The following is a 19,959-nucleotide window of genomic DNA, read 5'->3' on the forward strand; positions in this document are numbered from 1 at the left end:
TATCCTAAGCATGCGAACATCGTTTTACTTTTTAAATCCTAAAAAAAGAGAGAGCCAAAAGGCCCTCCGCTTTAACGATACGTATTTGAATTTGAATTTGAATTTGATTTATTATTACTGTTATTATAATTAGATCTTTTGCCTGCATGCCCCTGACGAGGTTTATATTGTCCATTTGAACGGTTTCTTTGTCCGCCATTATAACTTTTACTGCGATCATAAGGCTTTCTGTCGCGCTTCATTGGCAGCGGCTTTTCTTCTGTTAATTTAACAGGTGTTGTGTCCGGTTCCTTCGTCAGCATCTTAAGCATTGCTTGAACAACTGCAACAGCATCCTGATTTGCCAGTAATTCTTCTGCTGTTTGCTTGTAATAAGAAAGGTTGTTTTCTTCAATTGTTTGCGCCACTTTTTCAACGACAGCCTTTTGCTGGCCTTCCAACGCTTCATCAAGTGTTGGAGCATCCATGCGTTCCATTTTACGCTTTGTTGTTCGCTCAACCACATGCAAATAGGATTTTTCACGCGGGTTGATGAACGTCATTGCTACACCTTCTTTGCCAGCACGCCCTGTACGGCCAATACGGTGGACATAGCTTTCTGGATCTTGAGGAATATCAAAGTTATATACATGCGTAACCCCTGAAATGTCCAAGCCGCGTGCAGCTACGTCTGTAGCAACTAAAACGTCAATAGAACCTTCCTTAAACTTGCGTAGAACGGAAATTCGTTTTGCTTGGCTTAAGTCACCGTGAATTCCTTCAGCCATATAGCCTCTTAGCGTCAAAGCCTCTGCAAGCTCATCAACCCGGCGCTTTGTCCGTCCAAAAACAATCGCAAGCTCTGGTGACTGGATATCAAGCAGTCGTGTCAGCACATCGAATTTATTCTTCTCTTGCACTTCAATGTAATATTGATCGATGAGTGATACTGTCATTTCTTTTGCTTTTACACGAACAATTTGCGGTTCTTTCATGAAGCGAGCTGCCATTTTGCGGATCGGCTCTGGCATTGTAGCTGAGAATAGAAGTGTTTGACGTTCTTCAGGAATGCTGGATAGGATCGCTTCAATATCGTCAATAAAGCCCATATTCAGCATTTCATCCGCTTCATCAAGGATCGCAGTATGCACGTTGTCTAAACGAAGTGTTTTGCGCTTAATATGATCCAGAATACGTCCAGGTGTTCCTACAATGATATGAGGCTTATTTTTTAAAGCGCGGATCTGTCTGTTGATATCCTGGCCGCCGTATATAGAAAGAACTCTTGTGCGTTTTCCAAAGCCAATCTTATACAGTTCTTCAGATACTTGAATCGCCAGTTCACGAGTTGGAGCAATGACAATTCCTTGGATTACATTTTTTTCATAATCAATTTTATCAATCATTGGAATTCCAAATGCAGCTGTTTTCCCGGTTCCCGTTTGGGCTTGACCGATTAAATCTTTATTTTCCAGGCTAAGTGGAATGGTTTGCGCTTGAATTGGCGTCGCCTCTTCAAATCCCATTCTATTTAAAGACTTCATTGTAGCTGGGCTTATGCCCAAATCTTGAAACTTTGTCACTATATTCATTCTCCTTCTATCAATTGAAAAATATTTTCTGTGATGCATGCAGGATTAACACTCATAAGACAGCCGCTCCCATGTGGATGCTGCCGATCACTGAAACCCGCTTGAGGAAGGATGAGGAAACGAAGGTCCTTTCAAATTTATGCAGAAAGCACTTTTATCAGTTTTGTTATTGTTTAGAAACCGGTTTTAACCGATCAATTTTACCTAACTTATAACACGAAGACGTTTGTCATCCTAGACCGTTATTCATGAAAAAAGACATTCTCCTAATACTGGAGTATGTCCGGGTTTCTGAGAAGTCCTGTGAAAACTATAACTTTAATCTTATCACCGATAATGGTTCATTGCAATGATATGGTCGCCGCAATCAAGACGTTTTCACGTCTTCTCCCTTGTTTTCTAAGAACTCTAATACTTCTTCAAACAATTTCTCATTCTCACTGCAATGGCATATAAGGTGTTTTGAGTCTTTAATGTAAATTAATTTTTTCGTTTCTGTTCCTATATGGCGATATAGAAATTCAGCGCTTTTAGGAGGAACAACACCATCACTTTCACCTTGAGCAATTAGGGTAGGAACATGCACTTTATTTAAGATCGGCCTTACAGCTCCAACAAGACGGCGGAACTGAAGTGTAGCTGTTATGGGTGTAGCCTTTATTTTCCTGGAGTAGCGGACAAACATTTCATTTTTAAGCAGTTTTCCTTGAAATGCATCAGATAACATTTCTCGAACGTCCTTCAAAAGCTGCCGGGGATTTACATAATAAGCAGCTGCACTAAGCAGAATCAGACGGTCCACTTTATGATTTACAGCCAGATAGCTGGCGATTAAACCGCCCATTGAAAAACCGATTACATACACTTTGTCGCATTTTGCACTTAATCTTTCCAATTCATCTTCAGCATGCTGGATCCATTTACTATATTCAATACCTTTTAGCGCCAAGCTTTCTCCATGCCCAGGCAAGGTAGGAACAGCGATCTCCCAATCCGTATGCTCTCTTAAGTAAGCAGCAATCGGTTCTACCTCGAATGGAGCACCTGTAAATCCATGAATACACATACATCCAATCACCTTAAGCCACCCGCCTATCTCCATAATTGTTATTATTGTATCTCTTTCCTCTATTTCTTACTACTGAAACCCATTTAAGTTTGCAAGTGATTTCCACCCCATGGTACTCACATTCCCGCATGGCGAGTGCTGAGCCTCCTAGTCGCACAAAAAAATCCCCTGCCTAAGGGGATCTTTGGTCGAGCTAGTATTTTAACCATTTCACCATTTCTTTTAATGAAGCATTTTTGCCATAGATCAGAATTCCGATGGAGAAGATCTTGCCAGCTAACTTCATGCAAATCCAGATACTTGCGATCAGGATGGCAAGTGAAATACCGATCTCGACCCAAGGCCAGCTGTCAAGCATGGACAGTCTCATAAGCAATACACCTGGTGAAGAAAGCGGGAAGTACGTGCCGATTTGGGCAATGATTCCGCTTGGATCTGATAATACAGGACCGATAAAGAGCAGTGGCACAAATGGCAGCATAAAAACAAATCCTTGAAAATTACTTGTCGTATCAACATCTTCAAATGTAGCGCCAATTCCTGCGAAAATCGCTGCAAACAGCAGATAGCCCAGAATAGAGATAAAGACGAAGAACAATGTCTCAGGAACAAATAAATATTCAGCAATCGGAAAATCTGATTTCCACAGTAAGAACGGAAGAAGAATAATCACCCATACAAGCACCTGTGACATGCCAACTGCGAAATAACCAATGATTTTCCCTTGCATAAGCTCTGTCGGCTTTAAGGAAGAAAGGATAATCTCTGCTACTTTTTCCTTTTTTTCCTGTGAAGCACTCTGGAAAACCATCATTCCTGTCATGACGATCGAAAACAGGATGACACCGCCAAATATTCCTGGCACTAAACGTGTCATAGGATCTGTTCCCTCATCTGTATTTTGGCTCATTTCAGTTTGATTGATCGATATATCTCTTGCAATATAAGCTGCTTCTTCATCAGATAATTCTAACTGACTAATCCTGAACTGCTGGAGCGGCTGAAGCAGAATATTTACTTCCTGGCTGAATTCGCCTTCCATGCTTTCGTTCGTGTAAACGGTCAGTAAACCTTCTTCTAAAGCTTGTTCATCAAACACAATATAGGCTGTATTTTCATTATTTTGAACTTCATCTAAAATGCTTTCCTGGTTCTCCGAGGTAATCTCAGTGTCCCATTCAATGCCTTGTGCCTCAACAAGTGCACCCATACTCTCCCAAATCTGCAAATCATCCTGGATATAAACAGTTGGAGCCTCTGGTTCAGATTCAAATGAATCTAATAGATTGGGAAGGGAGTAAAATATGATAAACATAAGTGGAGTAATCAGCAAAGAAATGATAAAGGATTTATTTTTAACATTCTTTTTAAATTCCCACTTAGCCACTTTCATACTGTTACGCATGCTGATCATTCCTTTCCAGTAAGTTTTTATCCGTTGCAATATCAATAAAGATTTCATGAAGGGAAGTACGGCTGATGGAAAGCTCCTGAATGTTTATCGTTTCAGGCAATTGACGCAGCCACTTAGCCGGATTGATATCCTGCTGCAGATAAAGAGCAGATGTTTCCCCGTTTTGTTCTACTCTGTTTACCTGCGGCAGCTTTTCCAGACTAGCGATCGTATTCTGACCTCTCAATGTGCACTTATAGCTGCCGAATTGCGCCTTAACTTCATCAAGTTTGCCATACACTACTTTTTCACCGCGGTGAATCATGAAAAGGCGATCGCATAGCTCTTCAACAACATTCATCTGGTGTGCAGACAGCAATATGGCCGTACCGGCTTTAGCCAGTTCTTTAATTTCGTTCTTCATCACATCTTGGCTGACCGGATCTAGACCAGAGAACGGTTCATCGAGGATCAGCAGCTCAGGTTCATGGATAATCGAAGCGATAAATTGAACTTTTTGACCCATCCCTTTAGAAAATTCCTCAATCGTGCTTTTCTCTTTCCCTTCCAAACCTAGCTTTTTTAAATAATATAAAGCTCTCTCTCTAGCCTTCTTTTTGGGATAATCCTTTAATTCTGCAAAATAAAGAATGATATCCATAATTGACACTTTCTTATATAAACCGCGCTCTTCCGGCAGATAGCCAATTTTATTTTTAGGGATCTCTCCAGTTTTCATTCCCTGGTACGTAACAGAGCCTTCATCAGGATACATAATGCCTACAATACTTCGAATGGTTGTAGATTTACCTGCACCGTTCGGTCCGAGAATAGCAAGGATTTCTCCTTTTCTAACTTCAAATGAAATGTCCTTAATGATTCGTTTATCTTTAAACGATTTTCCTACACCTTCGACTCTTAATGTTTCTGCAGTCACTTTATTCCGCCTCCTCTGAAAGTATATACGAAATGATTTCCTCTATATCCAGTGGTTCTGATTGCAGCCAATTGATTCCCTTTGCCGTCATATATTGCTCAGCTTTTTCCGGTTCGCTGACGCATATGACTCTATCATTTTCGCGATTCACTTCTCCCGGCAGATAGCTTGATAGTGGCTCTTCAAGCCAGTAGCGTCTGTATGAACCGTCTAATTCGTCCTTTACATAATGACCGATAAGCTGGCCGTTTTTCATGACGGCTATATAATCCGCCAGCTTGCGGATATCCTCTGTCTGATGACTGGAAATGATCATGACTTTATCTCCGCGATCCATCCATTCAATAAAGAAGTTCAGTAAAGTTCTTTTCGCTGGGATATCAATATGTGCGGTTGGTTCATCCAAAATAATAAATTTTGTATCACGTGCAAGAGCCAGAGCAAGACAAAGCTTTTGCTGCACTCCCTGCGAAAGCTTTGCAAACTTTTTATCCAGCGGAAGTTTTAGAGATTTTGCGATTTTGTCAAAAAAGCTCTGATCCCAGCTTGGATAAAGGCCTGCCATTAAAGAAACAAGCTCTCTTCCCCGAAAAAGATCCCAGCCTATTACTGTCTGCGGCTGATAAGCGACAAGCTGCTTCCACTCTTCATTTTCAAAGCTGACAGCCTGCCCGCCAAGTTCAATCGAACCGCTGTCAGCGGGTGCTAAATTCATCAGCATTTTTAATAGCGTACTTTTGCCTGCTCCATTGTCACCTGCAATAACGGTAATGGTTCCTGTCTCAAATTGCAGATCAATGGGTCCAAGCTGAAAATCATCTATTCTTTTAACTGCCGCCTTCACCTTTACATCATTCATGCCTAACTCACTCCTTTCTCTTTCAAAACTGCTATGACTTCCTTAAATACTTCTTCAATCTGTTCTAATGTATAATCATGACGAAGCGCTGTTTCAACACTATTCTCAATTGCTTTATACACGGCAGAAACCTTAACCTCCTCTTTAATGGAAGCAGAAACATCTGCTACAAATGTCCCTTTTCCTTGTGATGTTTGAATAAAGCCTCCATGCTCCAGATTTAAATAGGCTCTTCTTGTTGTAATCACACTGATTTCAAGATCTTTTGACAAAGCTCGAATAGAGGGAAGCGGTGTTCCTGCAGGCAGCTGCCCGCCGGCGATTAACGCTTTCACCTGCTCTTCAATTTGATGATAAATCGGTGTTTTGGAATCTTTTGAAAGACGAATTGGTAATTGCACTCCTTCGCCCCCTTCCATCTGCATTCATTATTTTAAGTAATTCATTTTTCTAATTTGCTTTTCAGCATAGTTTTTAAAATATTTGATTGAAACGATTGAAAGGATCACACTGCTTATAATAGAAACTGCTGGCCACTTTTGCGCAGCTTCTATACTTAAAAACACAATGCCCTTCCCCGCCCAAAAATGGACTCCGAATATAGCGCCAAGCAAACTGCCAAAGAATAGGATCGTATATGCTGCATAAAACCATTTGTTTTTTGTTGTTGTATCTCCAACATCACTTGCAGGAAAAAGGGCTCCTCCTATAATCCCAAAACTAATCCACATGATGAAAAATGCTGCAGCTGAAGCTCCTTGCAATTCAGCTTGATAAAAGTCCGAGAAAACAAGCATAATGGTCAGAACAACGATATTAAACGGGATCGCAAAGATGAAGTAAACCAGATAACGGCTGATAATCAATGCTTCTCTTTTAACCGCGAGTTGATTAAGCATTAAGAAGTAAGGCGCAGCATAGACACCTTCATCTACTTTCTGAAACTGAATCTCTTTCGGTCTCATCCAATAGGTCATACACCAGAAATTAATAATAAAGAATAGGTCATACAAAAAGCTCATCTCTTCCTCAATTGCTACCGTGAAAAAAAATCCAAATATAAGTGCAAAGGGTAGCATGAGCCAGAGCCTCTTTGCTGTTTCTTTCACCTCGAATTTTGCGAGCCACCAAGCTTGCTTGATTTCTACCAATCGAAAAACCTCCTTGCTTTAACTGTTATACTGTTTATATCTATATACACAGTATATGAAAAATAATAACAGTTATCAACCCCCTTTTTGATATTTTTAGAAAATTGAAGTTTATTAAGGGCCGAAAAACATAAGAAAAAGCCGATGGTTATGCCATCGGCTCTGCTTATAATTTTAAGACTTTTTCTAATCTCGCACGATTAAATCGCTGTACGATGATGATCGGTAAATTAAAAACCAATGCATATACAATCATTAGCATTCCTACCCAAAAAGGATTCCATAGAAAGAACAAAAGAGCAGGAAGCATGGAAAGCCAGTGATTAAACTCTGCCCGCCGCGATTCATAAACATATAAACGCAGGTGATTTTTTGACTTGCCTATTATGGCTGATTTCTCAAACCCCTGTCCAATAATCTTTGTACCATCTGGTATGCGATCCTTCCACCTTTTCACATGAAAATAGCGATCCCAAAATGCGCCAGAACGTTCCCAGTTTTGAATCTTATATAAATCATTATTCTTCATAAATTTTTCAATCGGAATGGTGACGGTCCATAACGAAAGAATAATATGGATAAACGCCCATGCAAGAATATTGATCACCAAAAGCCACAATAAAGGTAACTCTACAATCGGCATGTCCCCTCACCTACACTCGAATTTTTCTTCCCCGCCATTCCACAGCATGCTTTATATTCGTTAAATAAAAGGAACGAATATAAATACATGTAAAAAAGATAAACAGGAGCGGATAGCAAAGGATCGCAAGCCAATGAAAGGATCCAATCCTTCTGGCATGCCAGTATAAAAGCATAGTATACAAAACATACAGCACGGTTGAGATGATAATCCATGCCGATGATATAAGAAACAGTGATGAAGCCCATAACGCTGCTGACACAAACGCCCCTGCAATCCAAATACTGATGAGCGTGATTACCAATGGATGTGTTGATTTAGATGCTGTTGCAAAGCTTTTTGACCACCCGTCAACCAACGTTCGCATTCCTTCTGGATACATTCTAAATAGGATTGTTCCTTTTCCGCTTACACATCTTACAGGATAACCAGATGACATGTATAACTCTCCTAATACAAGATCATCCATTACTGCATCTCCAACTTCTTTGTGTCCGCCGGCAGAAAAATAATCTTCCCGATTCGTTAAAATGCACGGTCCAAACGAACCAGCACTTTTCAGCTTCGATTGAAAGGGAGTGAACGTATTCATCCCTGCAAAAACAATCATATTAAAGACAGCAGATAATTGTTCATAGCCTTTTTTCATAACATGATAAGGCTGCAGGGATAAAATACCCCTGCTCCCTTTGATCACATATTCTTGCACTAAATCTCTTAAACTATTGGCATGAACGAATTGCGTATCAGCGTCCAAAAATAATAGAAGAGGAAACCCAGCTTTCTGTGCACCCTGCCAGCAGGCAGCTGATTTCCCTTTCCAGCTTCCCTCTATTTCTGAACTGTTAAAAACGAAAGCACCATATTCTCTCGCAATCCTTGCTGTATCATCAGTCGATTCATCATCAATTACAATCAGCTCAAAGCGTACTCCTTCTTGCTTAGTGATGCTTTCCAGCAGCGGCGGTATCCGTACCGCTTCATTTCTGGCAGGAATAATAAGGGAAACCGCTGGCATTTGCTTTTCTTTATGACCAGGTGGAATCGCAGGAATACGCCATAACATAAGTGCCCCTGCTAAAAGGCTAATGACCGCAAGAGTGAGGCTAATATACATAAGAACTGTCAGCATCCATACACCCCTTTAGAACGAGCTGGTATCAGCCTGTATGATTTTATCTCTGACTTGCTGGCCGCTTAACGTAACCATCGGCATCCCACCGCCTGGATTGACGGTTCCACCTACAAAATAAAGGTTATCGTATAACTGGCTTTTCTTAGGATGCTTGAAGCCTTTATTCTTCTTTTTATCAGAGACCGTACCATAAATCGAACCTCTATGAGATCCATACATCCTGTGAATATCATGCGGTGTCCACATATCTTCAACGACAATATTCTTCCGTAAATCCGTTAACCCCATATGCTCCAGCTTCACTAATACCTTCTCGCGGAGATTCCTATAATCACTCTCAGTAAAAGGCTGATCCTGAATGTAAGGAATATGGGGAAGCACTTTCAGGTTTTCATGATCTGGCAATGTCTGGGCTGGATCTGTTTTATTCACGTTGACCAAATAGATCGTTGGATCATCTGGCAGTTTCTTTTGATGAAAAATCTTATCCATTTGTTCTTTTAAATTACTGGAAAAGAAAAAATTATGATGTGCCAGCTGCGGATAATGCCCTCTTACTCCTAAATGGAGAACAAGCCCTGAACTGGACGGCTCAAACTTTTCTTCTAATTTATTTATATAGCTTTTTGACTCGCCTAATAGCTTTTCATATGCCGGAATTACTTCCATATTGGAGATATAATAATCTGCCTTATACTTGGTTCCATCTTCTAGGAGCAGACCTTCAATAGAGTTGGAATTCTTTATGAGCTGTGCGACCTTCTTGCCAAGCTGAATATCGACTCCTATTTCCTTCGCCAGCTTCACCATGCCATCTGCGATACGGTGCATGCCGCCTGGCACATACCAGACTCCCTGAGCATGCTGCATATAAATCATCATATTTAGAATGGCAGGTGCATCATACGGTGAAGAACCGACATATTTAATAAAATAAGAAAGCATGGTTTTTAAATTGTTATTGGTGATATAACGGTCAATTGCCTCTGACATGGTTGAAAACAAATCAAACCCTTTCATAGACTTAAATAGTCCATGCTTTTTTATTACCTCGAGTGTCGTATCCAGTCCATCTTTAAAATACCCTTCTTCCGTCATTTCGTATAAGCCCTTGGCATAATCTAAAAATCTTTTATATTCTTGGATGTCTTTCTCCGTTAGAAATTGATTCTCGGCTGCCATCGTATTTAAATCACCATATAAATCGAGGATTTCACCATCCGGAAAAAAACTTCTCCATTCATGTTCAACTTTTTGAATAGTAATATAATCCTTCATATCCTTGCCGCTGCTGCTAAAAAGCCTTTCAAAAATATGCGGCATGGTTAAAATACTTGGCCCCAAGTCAAAACCGAATCCTTCCATCTCCAAACGGTTCAGCTTTCCGCCAATATGCATGTTTTGTTCAAGAAGTGTTACATCGTAATGACTTTGTGCAAGAGAAATTGCTGCGGATAAGCCCCCTAATCCGCCTCCTATGACAATCACCTTTTTTTTCATCATCTTGACCCGCTCCGTTCACGCTTGCTTTCAAACTCGATCATAGTCAAACTCGCAATTCGTTCAACATCTGACCGTTTAATTGAACTTTTTTCAGTGAAGCAATTATAGTTTTTATGACGAATAATGGATAAATATTGCCGGTAAACACGCGCTGCCATTAAAACCTGAAAGCGGCTATCTGCTGCGAAAAGGGAGATATGATCTTCAAAAAAATCATATTGATCCTCAGCTCTCCCCGCTAATCTTTCCCATAGCTGAATAAATGAATCATTAATAATATGCTTCTCTAATTCTCTCATTGAATAGTGGAAGCGATTCATTTCACTTACTGGCAGATAGACACGCTCGAGCATATCGAAATCTTCGCCGATATCTCTTAAAATGTTTGTCATCTGCATGGCAATGCCTAATTGAACTGCCGCTTTCTCCGCTTCAGGCTTTACCTCGTCTGTCAGAATAGGAAGAAGCATTAATCCTACAGATCCTGCAACAAGATAACTATATATCTCGACATCATCTATGGTGTTCATTGCGTTAAAATGGATATCCATCTTCTGACCTTGAATTTGATGATAAAAAGGTTCTATTTTCATAGGATAACGATTAAACACATCACGAAGCGCCCGCCATAATGGCGTGCTTTTTTCCTCGAAGTGTTCAAAGGAGCGAAGATCATTCTCAAGCTGCTGCAGCTGCTGTACTTTTTCTTCCTTAGTCAAAAGCGCTTGATCTAAAATATCATCTGCACTCCTGCAAAACGCATATATAGCAAAGACCGCTCTCGCCTTTTCTTCCGGCAGCTGTTTAAAGGTATAGTAAAAGCTATTCGAGTATTGCCTGATAATGTTCTCGCAATAGTTGTAATCTTGATCGAGCTGTACCTTCATTTGGCTAATCACTTCAGGCACCTCCTTCAGTTAAAGCACTGCCGAGTGTTCCATCATCAAGCATCAGCTCATCTGCTGCAATTTTGGCAGACAGCAATACAATTGGCACTCCGGCTCCTGGATGGGTGCTGCTTCCGGTAAAGTAGAGGTTCTCACAATTTTTCGCCTTGCTTTGAGGGCGTAAATGATTGCTCTGCATTAAGTTCGGCCTTAACCCAAAACAGGCTCCATTATAGGCATTCAGTTTTTCTTTAAAGTCCACTGGCGTCATATAACTTTCGGAAACTATTTCATTCTCAATATTTTCGAATCCCTCGATGGTCTTTAGCGTATCCAGCACCTTTGTGCGATAATAGCTGATCGTTTCCTCATCCCATTTTTCATCGCCTGTTGATAAATCAGATACAGGCACAAGAACATACAAACCATCCTTGCCTTCAGGGGCCATCGAAGGCTCGATCTTTGAACCCATATACACATAAAAAGAAGGGTGTTCGATGCGTTCTCCAGAGAAGATTTGATCAATATTTTCCTTTAAATGTTCACTGAAAAAGAAATTGTGTATCGTATCAACCTGATCATACTTCTTATCCATTCCCAGATACATGAGGAAGCAAGAGCATGAATATTTCATTCTATCAATCTTTTCATCTGTGTATTTCTTGCCTTTTGCCTTCTGATCCTTCACCAGGTTCTTCATTGCATGGGGAAAGTCAGCATTACACATTACATAATCACTGTGGATGATTTGATCGCTAAGTTTGACTCCCCTTGCCGCTCCATTTTTAATCAGTATTTCTTCAACTTCCGTTTGATAGGTGATCTTTCCGCCTAATTCGACAAACAGTTTTTCAAGAGCCTTTGCCATTGTATGCATTCCGCCTTTTAAAAACCAAACACCATAAAGAAGTTCAATCATCGGTATGATGGAATACAATGATGGCCCATTATAGGGTGAAACACCTATATATAAAGTTTGAAAACTGAGCATATGCTTTAATCTTTCATTTTTGACATACTTGCCAATAAATTTGTCAGCACTGCTTAACGTTCTTAACTTCATCGCCTGCCGAAGCATAAATGGGTTATAAAAATCGCTCGCATGACGAAATGGACGCTGAAGGAAGTGTTCCTTTGCAACAATAAAACGCTCATAAATCTTTTGAATATATGTTAAGAAGCCCTGCGCGTCACGATCACTAATTGTTTCTAATGTTTCCATTAAATGCGTCAGGTCAGATGAGATTTCATAACGATCCTCTTTTTCATTGCCGAAGAATACCGAATACATAGGGTCAAGCCTTTGCATCGGAATATAATCATCAGGATCTTTTCCAGCGAGTTCGAACACTTCTCTGTACAATTCAGGCATCATGACTAGTGTTGGACCTAAATCAAATGAATAGCCGTCCTTTTCAATTCTGTTCATTTTCCCACCTGGCAGTTTCCCTTTTTCAATAACTTCCACGTTATAACCTGCATGCTGAAGTCTAATGGCACTGGCCAATCCAGCAATCCCTGCACCAATCACAATTACTTTTTTTCTCATAGTTAACTCCTTTAGGTTTAATGTTTTCTACTTTGTGGTAAGGATGAGTTGGGTAGGAAAATCGTATTAAAATATAAAATGTAAGTTTATTATTATTCAAAGTGACACTAGTGTCAATTAAGATGATTTTTAAAAATTCGACAAGGACTTCTAATGTATTAGCGCTAAAAATCAATACTTTGAAGGCTTATTTCATCATGCACTTCTCTAACTTTTGTTCAGGTTAACTCTATGATTGGGATACAGTTTTAACCCTTTTCTCCTTACCACTTAAACACTTTCACAATAAAACCTATGAATAATAAAAAAACTACCCTGTTTCACATGAAACAGGGTAGTTTTTCCAGTAGAACAGATTATTTAGTTATTCTTGCTCACCAAAGCTTACGTACATTGCCTCAATATCTGTTGCTATGAATCCTTAAACATCAGCAGTACAGTTTATTCCTGAAGACCTGCTACAACATCTTCTAGCTTCATACCTCTTGATGCTTTTACCAGTACGATTGTTTCTTGATTCACCAGCTTTTGCAATTGCAAAATAAGCGGCTGTTTTTCCTTAAATGAATATACTCTATCTTCCGGGAAAACACGGCGGGCACCTTCTGCAATGTATTGTCCAAGTTCTCCATATGTGAAGACAGCACTAATTTTATCAGGATCAATAGACTCGCCAACCTTGATATGATATTCCTTTTCCTCATCGCCTAATTCCAGCATATCGCCTAGGACCAGAATCTTATTTTGATATCCGGGAAGGTTCGCAATCAATTCAATCGCTGCATTCGTGGATGTTGGGCTTGCATTGTAAGCATCATTGATGATTCGCTCGCCTTTCTTTCCTTGTAAAAGTTCCATTCTCATATTGGTCAGCTTAATTTTGGATAGTCCTTCATTCATATCCTCAAAGGAAATATCATAAAAAGAGGCTGCTGTCATGGCTGCAAGAGCATTAAGAACATTATGAGTACCCAGCACCGGGAGCTGGAATTCTCTATCTGAGATATTCACCTTAAAGCAGCTTCCATCATCACTTTGACTGATATGTGTCGGATATAAATCGTTGGAAGTGTTTGAACCAAAGGTCTTCAGCACTGCTCCGCCATTATACTGTTCAAAGTATTGCTGCAGGAGCGGCTCATCTCCAATATAGATAATACATCCATCGTTTTTTAGACCATTAATGATCTCAAGTTTCGCTTGTGCAATCCCTTCTTTGGATCCTAAATCCTGAAGATGGGCTTCACCGATATTTGTAATCATAACAACCTCTGGCTGGGCAAGACGGCTGAGAAAATCAATCTCCCCTTTTCCGCTCATCCCCATTTCTAAAACGGCCAGCTGAGTATCTTCTTCAAGGCTGAGGATGGTTAATGGAAGGCCTATATGATTATTATAATTTCCTTCTGTCTTTTGCACTTTGTATTTCAGCGATAATAGACTAGCAGTCATATCCTTGGTTGTTGTTTTTCCATTGCTGCCAGTGATCCCAATTGTTTTTACATTTAACTGTTTTCGATAGCTGCGGGCAAGTTCCTGCAATGCGAGCAATGTATCTTCTACGAGAATAATCGGCAAATGCATTGGCGGATTAGGAACATCACTTTGCCACAATGCAGCGGCTGCTCCTTGATTTATAGCTTCCTCAACAAATGCATGCCCATCAGCACGCTCACCTTTAAAAGGAACAAATAAATTTCCAGCTGTAATTTTTCTTGTATCTATGGTTACCCCGGTAATATGCACGTTCGAATGCTGGGATTCGAAATCGTCCAACCCAATCATACCGGCTATCTCTTGTAAGGTTCTCTTTATCATGGCCTGCCTCCTATTTTCATGGATCATCTACTTTGTGTATGCCTATCAATATAAACATATGTAGAAAGCATACACGCCTTGTTCATCGGTCTATAGTGCAGTAGACAGTTTAGGGAGGCGCAATGCTTCACTATTTATTAGTTTTTTCAGTAAACACAAACACCCAGATTACATCGTGTGCTTAATCTGCTGTTTTTCCTCATGCCGCTCCAGCGCAAGCTGAACAAGGCGTTCAATAAGCTCGGGATACTCTACTCCAGAATGCTTCCATAACAGCGGGAACATGCTAAACGGAGTAAATCCAGGCATTGTGTTTACTTCGTTAATATAAAATTGACCTTCTTTTGTTAAGAAGAAGTCTGCTCTTACCAATCCTGAACAATCAAGGGCTTTAAACGCTGTTATGGCCATTTCCTTCAGCGCGGCATATTCCGAGTCAGTAATTTCAGCTGGGATCATCATTGCTGTATCCCCATCCTGATACTTCGCTTTATAATCATAAAAAGATGCTTTCGGAATAATTTCACCTGCAACAGAGCAATCGGGATCATCATTGCCCATAACTCCCGCTTCAATCTCGCGAGCCGTTACTCCTTCTTCAATAATGATTTTCCGGTCAAATTGAAACGCTTCTTCAAATGCGGCCGAAAGTTCTTCCCGGTTTTCACACTTGCTGATTCCCACGCTTGATCCAAGATTTGCAGGTTTCACAAAGCAAGGATATCCTATTTCTGTTTCCACCTTCTCAAATGCAGCTTCCTCGGCTTTTTTCCACTCGCTGCGAATGAACCAAACATATTTTACTTGCGGCAATCCTGCTTGGGCAAAAATGTTTTTCATAATCACTTTATCCATACCGGCAGATGAAGCAAGTACACCGTTTCCTACATAAGGAAGATTCAGCAATTCAAGCATTCCTTGAACAGTACCATCTTCTCCATTTGGTCCATGTAATAACGGAAAAATCACATCAAATGGCCCTGCATCTTCATCAGATGCTTTAAACAGGGTTGGTGCCAATGCTGTGGGAGTCAAGGCTTCTCCTTGCTCAAACGCAAGCTCCTTCACTTCCTCAACAGGTCCAATTAACTCGTTCCCTTTGACCCAGCGGCCATCTTCAGTTATATAAATAGGATGAATTGTAAATTTATCTGGATTTAAAGCTTTAATGACAGCCAGCGCTGTTTGCATAGAAACTTGATGCTCCGCAGATTTGCCGCCATATAACAAGCCAATTTTAGTTTTCATTTTGTTGAACCTCCATTTTTAAATCGCACAAAATCATTTTACACTTTTGAGCGTAAAAGTTCCATCTGATACCTGCTGTTAAAGAAGGTCAGCTTACAATTGTTTTAGAGCAAGTATGGCACTTTATTTGCTCATTACTGAAAAGTGAATATTCGCCTATACGTATATGTATGAACCAGAGTATTAAATGTAGCTTTTCTAAATGATTTTATTTCATTTTACCCTATTAAATCATGACAACATTAAAGAAAAGTTACATTGAGCCTATTTTTCGGTTACATTTTATTAATCTGAATATATGGAATAATTTTATTATTCTAAAATAATTTATTTCTATTAACTTTTTGTAAATCATGCGTTATAATCCTCCTATTAAAAACAATTGTATTTTAGAGGAGGACAGAAGGATGAGGACATTTGGCTTATTGCCGCGAATTATTATTGCTATTATTTTAGGAATTATTGCCGGCACCTTTTTGCCAGAAATTGCAATTAGGGTGTTTGCCACTTTTAACAGTTTGTTTGGCAACTTTCTTGGATTTGCCATACCGCTTATTATTATTGGTTTTATTGCCCCAGGAATTGGTTCTATGGGCAAAGGGGCAGGGAAAATGCTTGGGATTACAACTGGCCTTGCCTATATCTCAACCATTGCAGCAGGTATTCTAGCTTATATTGCTGCAAGCTCTCTTTATCCTATGATGTTAAAGAACCAAAGCTTTACACAATTCGATAATCCTGAGGAAGCTTTGCTTGAGCCAATTTTCACAGTTGAAATGGCACCAATTATGGGTGTAATGACTGCCCTGCTAATTGCTTTTACATTAGGTTTAGGTCTTGCCTCTATTAAGGGAAGCACATTACAGAATGCATTAAACGATTTTCAAGCAATTGTTGAGAAACTAATCGAAAAAATCATCATTCCATTATTGCCGATCCATATCTTTGGAATCTTTTCAAACATGACACAAGGCGGACAAATCGGAACAATCATGAGTGTGTTCGCAAAAGTATTTATCATGATTATCGCTCTTCATCTTATCATTTTATTCATTCAATACACAGCTGCCGGAACTGCAGCAAAAAGAAATCCATTCATTATGATTAAACAAATGCTTCCAGCCTATTTCACAGCACTCGGCACCCAATCATCTGCTTCAACAATCCCAGTCACTTTAAAGCAAGTGAAAAAGATTGGGGCACGTGAACAAACAGCTGATTTCTCTGTTCCTTTATTGGCAACCATTCACCTTTCAGGGAGCACTATTACAATTGTCAGCTGTGCCATTGCTGTAATCATGCTTCAGGGACAAAGCATTTCCTTTATCGAGATTTTGCCTTTTATCCTGATGCTAGGTGTTACGATGATTGCTGCACCGGGCGTTCCTGGCGGTGCGGTTATGGCGGCGCTTGGATTGCTTGAATCCATGCTAGGTTTTGACGCAACAATGATTGCATTAATGATCGCTCTTTATTTGACACAAGACAGCTTCGGTACAGCTTGTAATGTGACAGGGGACGGTGCACTAACGGTGCTTGCAGATAAGTTTAGCGGAAAATCAGCTAAGAAAAACAGCCTCGATTCCCAGAGTGCTTAATACTCTTTTTAGAGAAAACGCAAGAAGCCACCAAGGCTACTTGCGTTTTTTTTGTTAATTTCGTTACAACTAGAACAACATCGGTGACCTGAACTCAACCTGCAGGCAGTATATGAATCGTTTTATCCTTTAACCGCAAAAAAACACGCTAAGACGCGTGTTTTAATGTCCAGACAGTTTAGCACCTGGATTATGCTGAATAGAAAGTCGCTCCATTAACTTCATGCTTGGTGAATTCAAGCCAGTTAATTGTACTTGCTTTCCATTCTCCCGCAGTTTAATGACAATTTTATCAATCGCAGCAACCGCAGAATCATCCCATATATGAGCACCGCTGAAATTGATCTCGACTTCTTTCATCTCATCGTATAGATCAAAGGATGCAACTAGTTCATCAACTGAAGCAAAAAACACCTGGCCAGTAACAGTGTACAGCTTCTTCACACCTTGAGCTGTGGAGTTTACTTGCACCTTTGAGATTTTTGCTACAAAGAAAATCGCACTTAGAATAATACCAGCTAATACCCCTTTTGAAAGGTCATGTGTAACAACTGTCGTGACAGTTGTTGTTACCATTACAATCGAGTCAGTTACCGGTACCTTCGCAAGCCCTTTAAGTGAAGCCCAATCAAAGGTTCCGATTGAAACCATAAACATAACACCTACTAGTGCCGCCATTGGAATTTGTACAACAATATCACCAAGTACAAGGATTAAAAAGATTAAGAACAACCCGGCGACGAGGGCAGAAAGTCTTCCTCTTCCCCCTGATTTTACATTAATTACAGATTGGCCAATCATCGCACAGCCAGCCATGCCTCCGAAAAAGCCTGTTACAATGTTGGCAATTCCCTGTCCGCGGCTTTCACGGTTTTTATCACTTGCTGTATCTGTCATATCATCAACAATTGATGCCGTCAGAAGAGATTCCAGCAAGCCAACAATTGCCAATGCAATCGAGTAAGGAAAAATAATTTGCAGTGTTTCAAAAGTAAATGGCACATCTGGAATCAGAAAACCAGGAAGTGAAGAAGTAATAGCGCCCATATCACCAACTGTACGTACATCACTATTTGTCATAAGCGCAATAATGGTAATCACCACAATGGCCATTAGCGGCGAAGGGATCGCCGTTGTCATTCTAGGGAAAAGATAAATAATAGCCAAAGCGCCTGCTACCATAGCATACATGACCCAGGTTGCATCTACGAATTGTTCGAGCTGAGCCATAAAAATTAAAATCGCCAGGGCATTTACAAAACCGATCATTACAGAACGGGGAATGAACTTCATAAACCGCGCAAGCTTAAATACCCCAAACAGAATTTGCAGGACACCTGTTAAAACCGTTGCCGCAAATAAATATTGCAAACCATGATCAGCAACAAGTGTTACCATTAATAAAGCCATTGCTCCGGTAGCAGCGGAGATCATCCCAGGTCTGCCTCCGACGATCGATATGGTGACAGCGATACAGAAAGAAGCATACAAGCCAACCATCGGATCAACACCCGCAATAATTGAAAAGGCGATTGCTTCCGGAATTAAGGCAAGCGCAACAACAATTCCAGACAAAATGTCTCCTCGCACATTTCCAAACCATTGTTCTTTCATTGATAATACTCTCAATATTCCACCTCATTTTTTTAATTGTAAGTGTATAAAAGAAGAGCACAAAAAAAGCGAACAGACAAAATAACAACACCTTTCATAGAAGAAAAAAGTGCTGCACCCTTTATTCGCAAACTCAGTGTTAGATTAGCTGTCATAATAAGGATCACGGCATTTAAGTCCATTTAAAAGCACTCTTTTTGCTTTTTAAAATTGAACATAAAGACTAGCCTGCAAGGCAACGATTAGGTTTAGCTTTGCAATTATACTTTCTGTCAGTATAAAGATAGTTAAGTTCCTTAAAATGGTGCTTCTCACATACACTTACTTTTTATTTAGTTGACGTCGAACTCTCATCGACGTCGGGGCCGTTAAAAACATATGTATCATATCATACAATTGATAATTTACAAGTTTGGTGTAAGCGATTAAATATATTGTTTCCTTCATTTATTGAAGTTTTTCTCTGATATTCTACCAAACAATATAAACAACTTATTTTTGACAATATAAATATAAAGAAAAAAAGAATCCTTTTAAAGGATTCCCAGACTGTAGACAAACTCGATGAAAATCGAGTTTGCCTACAGTCTTTTTTGTTTTAGAATAAAAGGAGAATAAGGTTAGAGGTGATGAAAGATGCTTTCCAAACATAATTCGATTCAACGTGATCAGCTTGAAATGGTTACGTTAGATCAACTGGTACCTGAAAACCATTTAGTACGAAAAATGGAGGCTGCAATTGACTTCTCCTTCATTTATGATTTAGTGAAAGATACATATTCAGAAGTAGGTCGTCCAAGTATTGACCCGGTAATTTTAATAAAGCTTACTTTTATTCAATATACCTTCGGTATTCGGTCCATGCGCCAAACCATTGAGGAACTAAAAACAAACATGGCTTATCGCTGGTTTTTAGGATATGGATTTTATGATAAAGTTCCTCACTTCTCTACCTTCGGTAAAAACTATGAGCGTCGTTTTAAA

Annotated in this window: 17 protein-coding genes; 2 read left to right on the forward strand and 15 right to left on the reverse strand. The window is 39.8% G+C overall.

All coding sequences use genetic code 11. The annotated features are described in order from the left end of the window. Positions 1-71: 71 nt before the first annotated feature. From cshA to A6754_RS21305, 14 genes are all read right to left on the reverse strand, one after another. Positions 72-1,562, reverse strand: coding sequence for a degradosome RNA helicase CshA (cshA, locus tag A6754_RS21240; RefSeq protein ID WP_066450664.1), 1,491 nt, complete (start codon positions 1,560-1,562; stop codon positions 72-74). Positions 1,563-1,938: 376 nt separating this feature from the next. Next, a complete protein-coding gene (locus tag A6754_RS21245; RefSeq protein WP_156495835.1) occupies positions 1,939-2,649 on the reverse strand; it encodes an alpha/beta hydrolase in 711 nt (236 codons plus the stop codon). 184 nt (positions 2,650-2,833) lie between these two features. Continuing rightward, a complete protein-coding gene (locus tag A6754_RS21250; RefSeq protein ID WP_066450671.1) occupies positions 2,834-4,045 on the reverse strand; it encodes an ABC transporter permease in 1,212 nt (403 codons plus the stop codon). Beyond that, on the reverse strand, positions 4,038-4,970 hold the full coding sequence (locus A6754_RS21255; RefSeq protein WP_066450677.1) for an ABC transporter ATP-binding protein: 933 nt from the start codon (positions 4,968-4,970) through the stop codon (positions 4,038-4,040). Before A6754_RS21255 ends, A6754_RS21250 begins: the two co-directional genes overlap by 8 nt. Before the next feature lies 1 nt (position 4,971). Further along, positions 4,972-5,829, reverse strand: a complete 858-nt coding sequence (locus A6754_RS21260; RefSeq protein ID WP_066450680.1) for an ABC transporter ATP-binding protein — start codon at positions 5,827-5,829, stop codon at positions 4,972-4,974. Positions 5,830-5,831: 2 nt separating this feature from the next. After that, entirely contained in the window at positions 5,832-6,230 is a 399-nt protein-coding gene (locus tag A6754_RS21265; protein ID WP_066450688.1) for a GntR family transcriptional regulator, read from the reverse strand. A gap of 27 nt (positions 6,231-6,257) precedes the next feature. After that, positions 6,258-6,980: a hypothetical protein gene (locus A6754_RS21270; protein ID WP_066450690.1), complete on the reverse strand. Its 723-nt coding sequence runs from the start codon at positions 6,978-6,980 to the stop codon at positions 6,258-6,260. Positions 6,981-7,146: 166 nt separating this feature from the next. Then, a complete protein-coding gene (locus A6754_RS21275) occupies positions 7,147-7,623 on the reverse strand; it encodes a glycosyl-4,4'-diaponeurosporenoate acyltransferase CrtO family protein (RefSeq protein WP_066450700.1) in 477 nt (158 codons plus the stop codon). 10 nt (positions 7,624-7,633) lie between these two features. Further along, positions 7,634-8,755, reverse strand: a complete 1,122-nt coding sequence (locus tag A6754_RS21280; protein WP_066450701.1) for a glycosyltransferase family 2 protein — start codon at positions 8,753-8,755, stop codon at positions 7,634-7,636. Between the two features lie 12 nt (positions 8,756-8,767). Continuing rightward, entirely contained in the window at positions 8,768-10,261 is a 1,494-nt protein-coding gene (locus tag A6754_RS21285; protein ID WP_066450704.1) for a phytoene desaturase family protein, read from the reverse strand. Further along, a complete protein-coding gene (locus A6754_RS21290) occupies positions 10,258-11,160 on the reverse strand; it encodes a phytoene/squalene synthase family protein (RefSeq protein ID WP_218971005.1) in 903 nt (300 codons plus the stop codon). The genes A6754_RS21285 and A6754_RS21290 overlap by 4 nt, the downstream gene beginning before the upstream one ends. A 1-nt stretch (position 11,161) precedes the next feature. Next, positions 11,162-12,697, reverse strand: a complete 1,536-nt coding sequence (locus A6754_RS21295) for a phytoene desaturase family protein (protein ID WP_066450707.1) — start codon at positions 12,695-12,697, stop codon at positions 11,162-11,164. 441 nt (positions 12,698-13,138) lie between these two features. After that, complete coding sequence (locus A6754_RS21300; RefSeq protein WP_066450710.1) at positions 13,139-14,515, reverse strand: UDP-N-acetylmuramoyl-tripeptide--D-alanyl-D-alanine ligase; 1,377 nt, start codon at positions 14,513-14,515, stop codon at positions 13,139-13,141. Positions 14,516-14,683: 168 nt separating this feature from the next. Further along, on the reverse strand, positions 14,684-15,763 hold the full coding sequence (locus A6754_RS21305) for a D-alanine--D-alanine ligase (RefSeq protein WP_066450725.1): 1,080 nt from the start codon (positions 15,761-15,763) through the stop codon (positions 14,684-14,686). Positions 15,764-16,170: 407 nt separating this feature from the next. Between A6754_RS21305 and A6754_RS21310 the strand changes: the two genes are divergently transcribed. Then, complete coding sequence (locus tag A6754_RS21310) at positions 16,171-17,361, forward strand: dicarboxylate/amino acid:cation symporter (protein ID WP_066450730.1); 1,191 nt, start codon at positions 16,171-16,173, stop codon at positions 17,359-17,361. A 162-nt stretch (positions 17,362-17,523) separates the two neighbouring features. Here the strand turns inward: A6754_RS21310 and A6754_RS21315 are convergent, their stop codons facing one another. Further along, positions 17,524-18,990 carry a SulP family inorganic anion transporter gene (locus A6754_RS21315; RefSeq protein ID WP_066450732.1) on the reverse strand — a complete coding sequence of 489 codons (1,467 nt, stop codon included), beginning with the start codon at positions 18,988-18,990 and terminating at the stop codon, positions 17,524-17,526. Between the two features lie 621 nt (positions 18,991-19,611). Here A6754_RS21315 and A6754_RS21320 point away from each other — a divergent pair. Beyond that, positions 19,612-19,959, forward strand: a 348-nt coding sequence (locus tag A6754_RS21320) for a transposase (RefSeq protein WP_180320258.1), incomplete at its 3' end; no start/stop codon positions are given.

It is taken from the genome of Cytobacillus gottheilii (assembly GCF_001636345.1).
In the GTDB taxonomy this organism is placed as follows: domain Bacteria; phylum Bacillota; class Bacilli; order Bacillales; family Cytobacillaceae; genus Cytobacillus; species Cytobacillus gottheilii.

What these genes read in the sequence shown, in the direction of transcription:
- A6754_RS21250 (WP_066450671.1), bottom strand. Translation starts at nt 4,045, where the DNA reads ATGCGTAACAGTATGAAAGTGGCTAAGTGGGAATTTAAAAAGAATGTT.
- A6754_RS21260 (WP_066450680.1), bottom strand. Translation starts at nt 5,829, where the DNA reads ATGAATGATGTAAAGGTGAAGGCGGCAGTTAAAAGAATAGATGATTTT.
- A6754_RS21275 (WP_066450700.1), bottom strand. Translation starts at nt 7,623, where the DNA reads ATGCCGATTGTAGAGTTACCTTTATTGTGGCTTTTGGTGATCAATATT.
- A6754_RS21280 (WP_066450701.1), bottom strand. Translation starts at nt 8,755, where the DNA reads ATGCTGACAGTTCTTATGTATATTAGCCTCACTCTTGCGGTCATTAGC.
- A6754_RS21285 (WP_066450704.1), bottom strand. Translation starts at nt 10,261, where the DNA reads ATGATGAAAAAAAAGGTGATTGTCATAGGAGGCGGATTAGGGGGCTTA.
- A6754_RS21295 (WP_066450707.1), bottom strand. Translation starts at nt 12,697, where the DNA reads ATGAGAAAAAAAGTAATTGTGATTGGTGCAGGGATTGCTGGATTGGCC.
- A6754_RS21300 (WP_066450710.1), bottom strand. Translation starts at nt 14,515, where the DNA reads ATGATAAAGAGAACCTTACAAGAGATAGCCGGTATGATTGGGTTGGAC.
- A6754_RS21305 (WP_066450725.1), bottom strand. Translation starts at nt 15,763, where the DNA reads ATGAAAACTAAAATTGGCTTGTTATATGGCGGCAAATCTGCGGAGCAT.
- A6754_RS21310 (WP_066450730.1), top strand. Translation starts at nt 16,171, where the DNA reads ATGAGGACATTTGGCTTATTGCCGCGAATTATTATTGCTATTATTTTA.